Genomic DNA, 9240 nt, shown 5'->3' with positions numbered 1-9240 from the left:
TATCAACTATGTGCAATCTTTGTATTTATTTATGCTGACTAGATAGAGGCACAAAGCCTAATTAACTACAGATTGAAGATGAATCCATTAACTATGCCTTATATACGAGGCCATTTAACGCAGAGATCAAGTGTATTCACTTACGCATCTCTAACGACTTACACTTAGCGCCAAACAACAGAGAAAATCATGCAAGCCATTGAAATAGGAATATTTTTACATTTTCTTGTCGGTCTTTTTGCAACCGTAAACCCAGTTGGGATCATGCCTGTTTTTGTTTCATTAACAGGTTCTATGACACCTGAGGAGCGAAATAAAACCGCCCTTACCACCAACATTGCTGTTGCCATTATTCTGGTCGTCGCCTTGATTGCTGGTCAGCACTTACTGGATTTATTTAGTATTTCTATAGACTCTTTCCGCGTAGCCGGTGGTTTGCTACTGCTTAGCATCGCCTTTTCGATGATGAGCGGTAAGATTGGTGAGGTGAAGCAGAATAAAGAAGAGAAATCAGAATCTGCGATTCGTGAACAAGTCGGTGTAGTGCCACTTGCAATGCCGTTAATGGCTGGACCTGGTGCTATCAGTTCAACCATTGTTTACGGTTCAAAATATCCGGGAATGACAACAACAATTGGTATCGCTATTACTATTGTTGTGTTTGCTTTTGGCTGTTGGTTACTATTCCGTTCAGCACCTCTGATTGTACGTTTCCTTGGTCAAACCGGCATTAACGTGATCACTCGTATCATGGGTTTGATCCTAGCGGCTCTAGGTATCGAATTTATCATTAACGGCTTGAAAGTGATGTTACCTGGCTTGGTATAAGCCTGAACGCACCATCGCATCACTAAATAAAGTTAATAATTAAAGATAAAGTCTCGGAATTTCCGGGACTTTTCATTTCTCAGCCTTTCTCAGCGTCATTTACTCATCTTGTCAGTGTTTAATTTGCTATACTACTCTGCTGTTTAATACGCCATGCAAAATAAAATAGCCATAGCATGGTTTATGTATTTCGTTAACTGACACCCTATTATGATTAAACTGACACCAAGACAACGCCTCTATCAAATTATTTTCGGCACTTCGACACGCGCAGGTCAGCTATTTGATATTGGCTTAATCATTGCCATCATTAGCTCTGAACTCATTCTGATCATTTCATCAGTCTCTAGTATCGAATCAAAATTCTCGACCGCCTTACTCGGGGCTGAATGGTTCTTTACGATTCTATTCACCATTGAATATGTTTTACGTCTATATTGTTCGCCAAGACCGCTTGCTTACGCCCGTAGTTTCTATGGCATTATTGACTTAATTGCCATAGTCCCTGCTTATATCTCATTCTTTATTCCAGGCTCAAACTACTTATTGATTGTTCGTTTGATCCGTGTGTTACGTATTTTCCGTGTACTAAAGCTGGCGCGATTCTTACAAGACTCCAATATCCTTTTGCGTTCATTACGTCATGCTCAACGCAAGATCTTTGTTTTCTTCAGCTCAGTGTTAATCCTGGTTACGGTATTTGGCTCTTTGATGTTTTTAATTGAAGGTCCTGAAAATGGCTTTACTAGTATCCCAAAAAGTATTTATTGGGCAATTGTCACCATTACGACCGTCGGTTATGGCGATATCGTGCCACAAACCGTTATGGGTAAAGCGTTAGCATCACTCACCATGTTACTTGGTTACTCCATCTTGGCAGTACCTACTGGTATTTTGACCGCAGAGCTCAATCAAGAAATGAAAACGACTCGTAACTTAAGGCGCTGTCCAAACTGTGCCACCAGCGGTCACGAGTTAGATGCTGATTACTGCAAAAAATGTGGTACTCAGTTACCAGATCAAATTTAAATCAATTTCAGCTTGCCATTTTAAATGGCTTTCACATTAACCATTTGATCTATAAGACGTGATCTGAACCGTGTTTTTATAACATCAATCAAATCATCATCTTATATGGTCTACATTTATCTTCATCATTTTGGGAAATAGTAAAGATTAATGCGATTAACCATATATTCATTACTCTGTAGCTTGATACTGATCTTCAGTACGCCAGCCTCAGCCAGCTTAACGCTTTTTGATAATAATCAGCCAGAATTAACACCTGCTGCGACGCAAATTCATACCGCGATTGATGCGCTGCCCGATCAGCATTTATTTACCAAAAATGATGTTCGAAAAGTTAACTCACTGCTATCAAAAACCCTGTCACAGCAAGCGCAACACCGTAAGTTACTTGCTGCGGCGTTGACTGCTTATCATAATAGTGATGATAAAGAGCAAGCATGGAAGAAGCTGTCTTCTGTCTACAGCTCACTGCTCAGTATTAGCCAAGATAAAGAACGTTTACTTGATCTAAGCTCATCGGCAATTCAAGACAAAGTAACGGGGTTTGGTCCATTTGGTGTCCAACAGTTCAAATTAGAGCTGTCTATTACTGCGCTTAACTTGCAGTACATGGCGCTATACCAACTACGTAGTTTCCAAGGGTTACTACAGGATATGTGGATCTCACCTGTCCCTGTCTTAATGGTGGCACTGAAAGTTTGCGGTATTTTATTCCTACTATTCTGGTGGCAACGTAACAGTGCGCGTTTAATTGAGCATTTCCGTGAAACACAATTAGAAAGCAATCCACATCCTAATCTGATCTTCCGTGCTATTTGGTACATCAGCCGCGCACATCGTCCAATTGGTTGGTTAATTGCAATCACGTTATCGCTACGCATTGTTTCTCAATTACCGAGCTTGCATCACTTAATTTACTTAGAAATATTCACTTGGTGGATCCTAGGTGGCTCAATTGCTGTTCGCTTTATTCTTGAGTTTGCACGTCGTAACAGTATCAACAACAGTGATACCGAAGTGGTTGCACTGCGCCTATCAACGATTCGTCAGTACGTATGGGGATTTATTGCAGCAGGTGTGATCTTGCAGATCTCTGCCCGTACATTAGGTCAAGGTACGATTTACGCTTGGATTTGGTCAGTTATTTTCTTTGGCTTTATTCTACTAACGTTAGTAACACTTCGCCGCTGGCGACACATTGTGTTTAAGCGTCTTGAAGACGTTCCACACATGCCTATCTCTATTAAGTGGGCGGTTAATCATAAAGATAAATTCTTACTGTCAATTCCAGCAACAGCACTTGGTGCAGTATGGCTGACATTACGTCGCTTCCAACATACATTGGTTGCCAACTTATCGAAGTACATTTTCTTCCGCCACGCCTTAGCTTACTTATTCCGTATTGAAGTTGCCAAGCAAACAGAAACGGCACGTGAACAGCTAAACATGGTACGTATTAAAGGTACTGCTACCTATGATTATGTCACGCCAGGCAGTGATGATAGCCCAATCATCGAAGACTATGCTATTGATGAAATTAAGCAGCTATCAGGTTATGTACTAACAGATAAACCCGCTGTTTGTGTGGTATCAGGTGAACGTGGTATCGGTACAACAACCCTACTTCGCCGCTTATTACATAAAGTCAAGAACGCAACGCCGATTTATATTAACTGTCCATACGATGGCTATTCAGAGCTATTACAACAATTGGCGAGTGAACTTGGTTTAGCCGCAGACAGTGATGAAGCGACAATCCTCGATTTCTTACGTAATAGTGAGGAGACGTATTTATTCGCTATTGATAACGCTCAACGCTTAGTCACCCCAAAAGTGGGTGGTTTAAATGATTTAATGAAGATCACAGACTTAATGCGTCGTAGCCGTAAGAGCCACCGCGCACTGTTTGCGATTGAAAAATCATGCTGGCGTTTTGTCGATCGTGCCCGTGGCGAGCGTTTGCTGTTTGATTTAGTGACATTTATGCCACGCTGGAGCGAACAACAAATCGGTGATCTCCTAAAAACTCGTTTTTCTTCAGAAGGTGAATATGCCATTAGCTTCGAAGGCTTAGTGCTACCTCGCCAGTGGGATGAAGATGACATCACAGAAGAAGAGCGTGCACAGCGTGGTTTCTTCCGTATTTTATGGGACTACTCTGACGGTAACCCAACGGTTGCGGTACGTTTTTTCCGTTTCTCACTGCAACGTGATAAAGACACAAATAAAGTGCTTGTTCGCTTATTTAAAGCACCACAATCTGACGATCTTGAGCAAATGCCTAAACCTATGTTGGCGGTACTGCGTTCTATCGTTCAATTGGAAGTGGCTTCACCTAAAGAGCTATCAGAATGTACTCAGCTCAGTATTTCTGAAGTGATTGGTACCCTACGTTACTTCCAGAGCCGTGGTTTTATTGAATGGTCTGATGATAAGGCAAAAGTGTCTGATCACTGGTTCCGCCATATTACTAATGTCCTCCACCGTCAGCACTTATTGGTGAAATAAATGAAGCGTTTATTGTTTTTATTCAGTGCACTGCTGCTCAGCTTTTCTCCTGCAGTATTTGCCGATGACATGCCTAACATCGAAAGCTTTCAACAGTTTGCAAGCTTGATCCGTTGGAGTGGCGTATTATTTTCTATCTTAACCGTTAGTGCTGCATGGCTATTTTTACGTTTTATCCAATCGGTGGTAGATGGTATTAGTAGCCAATTTGCTCAGCGTCGAATGTTGCTACAAAAGCTGCAATCTTTCTTCCAATTCTTCATTTATATGTCGACAGGTATCGCCGTATTTATGATGAGTTTCCGTGTTGATGATCGTATCCTCGCGCTTATTGGCGGTACGATTGCGGTATCTGTGGGTTTCGCCTTAAAAGACTTGGCTGCTTCATTCATTGCAGGTTTAACAGTAATGATCGACCGCCCGTTCCAAGTTGGTGATCGCGTGACCTTTGAAGGTAACTATGGCGACATCATTACTATTGGTTTACGTTCTGTACGTATGCGTACCCTGACCGATGACATTATCACTATCCCAAACAACAAATTCTTAAGTGAAGTAACGGTGAGTGGTAACTATGGTGCACTAGATATGCAGGTAGTGATCCCGTTTTACATCAGCATGGATCAAGACATTCGCCTTGCCCGTGATTTGATCCAAGAAGCCGCATCATCAAGCCGTTACATTCACTTACCAAAGCCTGTAACAGTATTGGTGAAGCAAACTATTACAGATAACTATTTAGCTATCATGCTGACCTGTAAAGCCTATGTGGTTGATACTAAGTATGAAAAGCTATTTGAAACCGACATTACTTTGCGTGTAATGGAAGAGTTTGCCCGCAATGGTATCAAACCACCAACGATTGCACTAAAAAGCGCATAAAGTGCAGATATAAAAAAACCGAGCATCTCGCTCGGTTTTTTTATTAATCGTTGTAATTACTTACGACGCCATGTTGTGCCCTGTGCACCATCTTCTAAGATGATACCCATTGCCATTAGCTTATCGCGCGCTTCATCCGCTGCAGCCCAATCTTTTGCTGCACGCGCATCAAGACGTTGTTGGATCAATGCTTCAATTTCTGCCACATCATCATCTTCACCTGCACCACCTTGTAGGAAAGTTTCAGGCTCTTGAGATAGCAGACCTAGCACATCAGCAAGCTCACGCATACGTGCACCTAATACCGATGCCGCCGCTACGTCGTCAGCTTTCAGACGGTTAATTTCACGCGCCATATCAAATAGCACAGAGTAAGCTTCAGGCGTGTTGAAATCATCATCCATTGCTTCTTTAAAGCGAGCTACAAACTCTTCACCACCAGCCGCTTCAACAGACGTATCAAGACCACGAAGTGATGTGTATAGACGCTCTAGTGCAGAACGTGCTTGTTTCAGGTTCTCTTCGCTGTAGTTTAGCTGGCTACGGTAGTGACCAGACATTAGGAAGTAACGTACCGTTTCAGGATCGTAGTGGTTTAATACATCACGAATCGTGAAGAAGTTACCTAATGACTTCGACATTTTCTCGCGATCAACCATTACCATGCCACTGTGCATCCAAGTATTTACATACTGAGTGTCGTGTGCACAGCAAGATTGTGCGATTTCATTTTCGTGGTGTGGGAACTGAAGATCTGAACCACCACCGTGAATATCAAAGTGATCGCCTAAGATTGCAGAGTTCATTGCTGAACATTCAATGTGCCAACCTGGACGACCTGGACCCCATGGTGATTCCCATGTAGGTTCACCTGGCTTAGACATTTTCCATAGTACGAAGTCGAGTGGGCTACGCTTCGCCGTTTCGATATCAACACGTGCGCCAGCTTGAAGCTGATCAAGATCTTGCTTAGATAAACGACCGTAATCTTCAAACTTACTCACTTCAAACATCACATCGCCATTTGATGCAACATATGCAAAACCACGCTCAATTAAACGCTCACAAAGGGCGATAATTTCTGCAATAAACTGTGTCGCACGTGGCTCAACGTCTGGACGTTTCATACCTAATGCATCGAAATCTGCATGCATTTCACCGATCAAACGTTCAGTTAATGATTCACAACTTTCGCCATTTTCAGCAGCACGCTTGATGATCTTGTCATCGATGTCAGTGATATTACGTACGAAAGTTAGATCGTAACCAGAATAGCGAAGGTAACGAGAAACCACGTCAAAAGATACAAACGTACGGCCGTGTCCAATGTGACACAAATCGTAGATCGTTACTCCACAGACGTACATGCCTACTTTACCAGGCTGGATTGGGGTGAATGCCTCTTTCTGTCGTGTGAGCGAGTTATAGATCTTTAACATGTCTCTTCATTACTCATATTATGGGGTTACAAATTTAGAAAGGTAATTACACCTTTTATGCCTTTTGTTGGCAAGGAAAATCCTTTGCTGAATGCTATTTTAGCAATTAGTCAACGATTGATCGGGTAATGTTTGTCTGAGCAGGCTATGGTAAGTTAATATTCGACACTTAAAAGAAAATACTCCATTAAGGAAAAGATCATGATTACCCTTCACACAAATTTTGGTGACATCCAAATTAACCTATTCGAAGAACAAGCACCTGAGACATGTGCAAACTTCCTTCAATACTGCCGTGATGGTTTCTACAACGGTACTATTTTCCACCGTGTTATCGATGGTTTCATGATCCAAGGCGGTGGCATGGCACCGGGTATGGAAGAAAAAGAAACACGTGCACCAATCAAGAACGAAGCAAACAACGGTCTTAGCAACAAGACAGGTACACTTGCAATGGCGCGTACTAATGCTCCTCACTCTGCAAGCTCTCAGTTCTTCATCAACGTTAAAGACAACAACTTCCTAGACTTCACTGGCGAAAACATGAGTGGCTGGGGCTACTGTGTATTCGGTACTGTTGTTGAAGGTATGGACGTTGTTAACAAGATCAAGGCAGTGAAAACTGGTCGTCACGGTTACCACTCTGACGTGCCAGTTGAAGATGTTGTTATCGAAAACGTAACAATCGAAGAATAAGTCTTCTTTATTTATCAAGGGTAGCGATCTGCTACCCTTTTTTCATATGACGACACTATTTATTTCAGATCTGCACTTAAGTGCTAGCCGCCCTGATATGACGGATTGTTTTCTGCGTTTTATGGCAGAGGATACCGCTAATATCGATGCTTTATATGTGCTTGGAGATCTGTTTGAAATGTGGATCGGTGATGATGAAGAGTCCCCTTTCTTACAGCAAATCAAACAGGCTTTTAAGACACTGACAGATTCGGGCATCCCTTGTTACTTTGTTCACGGTAATCGTGATTTTCTGATCGGAAAACGTTTTAGTCAGCAAACAGGGGTTCAGCTATTACCTGAACACTCGGTAGTTGATCTTTATGGGAAACCAACGCTGATCTTACATGGTGATACGCTGTGTATTGAAGATGAAGCGTATCAACGTTACCGCAAAAAAGTACACAACAAGTTCATTCAATGGTTATTTTTCCGTATCCCACTTTCTAAACGAATCCAAATTGGCGAGAAATTTAGAAACAACAGCAGCAAAAATAATCAGATGAAAAGCCAATCCATCATGGATGTAACAGCCAGTGAAGTGGTTCGTGTAATGGAAGAGTTTCATGTTGATCAAATGATCCATGGTCATACTCACCGACCTGATATCCACTCCCTCACCGTTGATGATAAACCTGCGACACGTATTGTGCTGGGTGATTGGTACGAGCATGGCTCTGTACTTGTCGTTACTCCTGATGGTTATCAGTTAGAAACCCGCGCTTTTGATCAAAGTCAGTGCCAATAAAAAAGGTACGCATCGAGCGTACCTTTTCTTTTATGCTGTCTTTTGTTCAACATTCACGTTCTTCAGCTGCTTTCTATCAGTAGCCCAAGAACGATACATAGTAATTGAGGTGTAAAGCACCACACCGCACACTAGCCATGCTAATACCTTCATATCCAGTGATTTCACTAGATATGCTGCAATCACCACTCCAATAGGACCTGTAATTGCGACTGCAACAGATGCTCGACTGTTGATCTTATTGCGGCGAAGGAAACCACCTGCCGAGAAGAAACCTAAGAAGCCACATGAGCACATCATCACAGGGAATGCCGCTAACGGATTCATACCCAACATGTAGATCATCGTCATACATGGTGCATATAAACCGATACCAACCGTCATTAATGCGCCAAATAAGAAGTTACCGGCAATACCGACTGCCAACTTCCACCCTGTTAAGCCTAAGCTGGTACCGCCAAGTGGGAATAGCTTTAACTGACCCGCTAGCATTAAGCCTGCTACCACCAGCAAAGCACCACTCATTACAATACGAATAAGCTGGCGATCCCAGTTCGATACTAATCGTGCACCGACCGTCGCACCTAAACAGGCCGCAACAACCAAGCTAAGTAAAGTAACCGAATCTACATTAACAGCAGTAAGAAATATGAGAGCCTGCACGACCGTTGCTAAAACGGCTTGGCAATTTAACGTACCGGGTAGCACCTGATCGTCAATAAGCTTAAATTGTTTATAACCTGCTGTCATAATAGCGAAACTTCCAACACCAAGAGTGTCACAGAAGTTTGCAAAACCACCAATCAAGGCGACGGGAATAATACGTGTATCTGCTTCCTGCTTCCGGTTTCTTCGCCATGCTCTAATCAGCATCACAATAAAAACACTACCACCAACAAGCAATCCCGCTTGTATCAAGGTAAATATAGACATAAGTTGCACAAATAGGATTTAACAGAATATTCAAAGGGTAAATCAGATAACTCAAGAATAAATGACAAGCATCCGATAGCGATTGCCATTATGACGCTAAAATGTACTCCTGACCATTTTTATTCTCTCACCAAATAC

General features: G+C 42.3%; 8 protein-coding genes. 6 read left to right on the top strand and 2 right to left on the bottom strand.

Annotation, left to right across the window (positions count from 1 at the left end; genetic code table 11):
* The first annotated feature begins 189 nt into the window (after nt 1-189).
* The 4 genes from E5A76_RS16590 to E5A76_RS16575 all read left to right on the top strand — a co-directional run bounded on the left by E5A76_RS16590 (nt 190) and on the right by E5A76_RS16575 (nt 5247).
* Nucleotides 190-828: a YchE family NAAT transporter gene (locus E5A76_RS16590; RefSeq protein WP_053988417.1), complete on the top strand. Its 639-nt coding sequence runs from the start codon at nt 190-192 to the stop codon at nt 826-828.
* A 210-nt stretch (nt 829-1038) separates the two neighbouring features.
* Nucleotides 1039-1857 (top strand): ion transporter, encoded by an 819-nt coding sequence (locus tag E5A76_RS16585; protein ID WP_053988418.1) that lies wholly within the window; start codon nt 1039-1041, stop codon nt 1855-1857.
* 150 nt (nt 1858-2007) lie between these two features.
* Nucleotides 2008-4365 carry an ATP-binding protein gene (locus tag E5A76_RS16580; RefSeq protein ID WP_161119597.1) on the top strand — a complete coding sequence of 786 codons (2358 nt, stop codon included), beginning with the start codon at nt 2008-2010 and terminating at the stop codon, nt 4363-4365.
* The gene (locus E5A76_RS16575) at nt 4366-5247 is read left to right on the top strand and encodes a mechanosensitive ion channel family protein (RefSeq protein ID WP_053988420.1); all 882 of its coding nucleotides are present in this window, start codon (nt 4366-4368) and stop codon (nt 5245-5247) included. It begins immediately after the preceding gene.
* A gap of 56 nt (nt 5248-5303) precedes the next feature.
* Here E5A76_RS16575 and cysS read toward each other — a convergent pair whose 3' ends face one another.
* The gene (cysS, locus tag E5A76_RS16570; protein WP_008986593.1) at nt 5304-6686 is read right to left on the bottom strand and encodes a cysteine--tRNA ligase; all 1383 of its coding nucleotides are present in this window, start codon (nt 6684-6686) and stop codon (nt 5304-5306) included.
* Between the two features lie 201 nt (nt 6687-6887).
* Between cysS and E5A76_RS16565 the strand changes: the two genes are divergently transcribed.
* A complete protein-coding gene (locus tag E5A76_RS16565) occupies nt 6888-7382 on the top strand; it encodes a peptidylprolyl isomerase (protein ID WP_161119596.1) in 495 nt (164 codons plus the stop codon).
* Nucleotides 7383-7428: 46 nt separating this feature from the next.
* Nucleotides 7429-8169 (top strand): UDP-2,3-diacylglucosamine diphosphatase, encoded by a 741-nt coding sequence (lpxH, locus tag E5A76_RS16560; protein WP_161119595.1) that lies wholly within the window; start codon nt 7429-7431, stop codon nt 8167-8169.
* Nucleotides 8170-8199: 30 nt separating this feature from the next.
* On the opposite strand, the gene E5A76_RS16555 is transcribed toward lpxH, so the two are convergent.
* A complete protein-coding gene (locus tag E5A76_RS16555; RefSeq protein WP_107164975.1) occupies nt 8200-9102 on the bottom strand; it encodes a sulfite exporter TauE/SafE family protein in 903 nt (300 codons plus the stop codon).
* Nucleotides 9103-9240 lie beyond the last annotated feature (138 nt).

The sequence above is a fragment of the Photobacterium lucens genome (assembly GCF_009873615.1).
In the GTDB taxonomy this organism is placed as follows: Bacteria; Pseudomonadota; Gammaproteobacteria; order Enterobacterales; family Vibrionaceae; genus Photobacterium; species Photobacterium lucens.
The sequence above is the reverse complement of the archived record's forward strand: the minus strand, read 5'-3'. Positions and strand labels throughout refer to the sequence as shown.

Bases quoted from the DNA above. Each gene is read 5' to 3' on its own strand.
- E5A76_RS16590 (WP_053988417.1), top strand. From the start codon at position 190: ATGCAAGCCATTGAAATAGGAATATTTTTACATTTTCTTGTCGGTCTT.
- E5A76_RS16585 (WP_053988418.1), top strand. From the start codon at position 1,039: ATGATTAAACTGACACCAAGACAACGCCTCTATCAAATTATTTTCGGC.
- E5A76_RS16580 (WP_161119597.1), top strand. From the start codon at position 2,008: ATGCGATTAACCATATATTCATTACTCTGTAGCTTGATACTGATCTTC.
- E5A76_RS16575 (WP_053988420.1), top strand. From the start codon at position 4,366: ATGAAGCGTTTATTGTTTTTATTCAGTGCACTGCTGCTCAGCTTTTCT.
- cysS (WP_008986593.1), bottom strand. From the start codon at position 6,686: ATGTTAAAGATCTATAACTCGCTCACACGACAGAAAGAGGCATTCACC.
- E5A76_RS16565 (WP_161119596.1), top strand. From the start codon at position 6,888: ATGATTACCCTTCACACAAATTTTGGTGACATCCAAATTAACCTATTC.
- lpxH (WP_161119595.1), top strand. From the start codon at position 7,429: ATGACGACACTATTTATTTCAGATCTGCACTTAAGTGCTAGCCGCCCT.
- E5A76_RS16555 (WP_107164975.1), bottom strand. From the start codon at position 9,102: ATGTCTATATTTACCTTGATACAAGCGGGATTGCTTGTTGGTGGTAGT.